The organism is Plantactinospora mayteni (assembly GCF_016862935.1).
GTDB lineage: Bacteria > Actinomycetota > Actinomycetes > Mycobacteriales > Micromonosporaceae > Plantactinospora > Plantactinospora mayteni.
The window spans coordinates 1-780 of sequence record NZ_BONX01000120.1; the positions used below are offsets into that span (position 1 = coordinate 1).

A 780-nucleotide genomic window follows, 5' to 3' on the forward strand; every position below is an offset into this window, starting at 1 on the left:
AAGCTAGTGTGCTGAGTCGTTAATCCGTTGACAGTAGGCTGCGATCGTTTCGAGGATGTCGTCGGCTGTCTTGGTCCACACAAAGGGTTTGGGGTCGGCGTTCCATGCCTCGATCCAGGCGGTCACGTCGGCTTCCAGGGCGGCGACGCTGCGGTGGGTCGATCGACGGAGTTTGCGGTTGGTCAACTCGGCGAACCAGCGCTCGACGAGGTTGAGCCAGGACGAGCGCGGGGAGAGACCCGCACGGTTCCGTGCCCGCCCGAGCTGACCGCGATCATCAACGCCCACGTCGAGCAGTTCGGCTACGGACCGAATGACCGCCTGTTCGTAGGGGAGCGCAACAAGGAGGAACTTCCCAAGGGGACGATCAACCGTGTATGGCGGTGGGCGAGAGCAGACGTGTTCACGCCCGAGATCCACGCGTCCCGGCTGGCTCGGACTCCGTACGACCTTCGGCACGCCGCCGTGTCGACGTGGCTCAACGGGGGAGTCCCGCCGACTCAGGTAGCCGAGTGGGCCGGGCAGTCGGTAGAGGTGCTACTCCGGATCTATGCGAAGTGCCTTGACGGCGGCGACGCAGCCCTCAAACAGCGCATCGAGAGAGCGCTCGGCCACGACTGAGCCCGCGCCGAACTCTTTGGCACGGATATGGCACAGACACCCGCCACGGACCACTGACGGCCGGACATAGCCGGACACACGAAGAACGCCCCTGACCGGGTTCCGCCTGGTCAGGGGCGTTTCTGTGCTGGTCAGAGCTTCCTTAGCAAGTGTGCGCCG

The 780-nt window shown here is 64.6% G+C and carries 1 protein-coding gene and 1 pseudogene; one reads left to right on the top strand and one right to left on the bottom strand.

The genetic code is table 11. The features are described from left to right. Window positions 1-3: 3 nt before the first annotated feature. Window positions 4-225, bottom strand: a pseudogene (locus tag Pma05_RS42155) (IS630 family transposase); the annotation flags it as partial. Here Pma05_RS42155 and Pma05_RS42160 point away from each other — a divergent pair. Beyond that, window positions 154-621 (top strand): site-specific integrase, encoded by a 468-nt coding sequence (locus Pma05_RS42160; protein ID WP_239314207.1) that lies wholly within the window; start codon window positions 154-156, stop codon window positions 619-621. The pseudogene Pma05_RS42155 and the gene Pma05_RS42160 sit on opposite strands and share 72 nt — an antisense overlap. The last annotated feature ends 159 nt before the right edge of the window (window positions 622-780 follow it).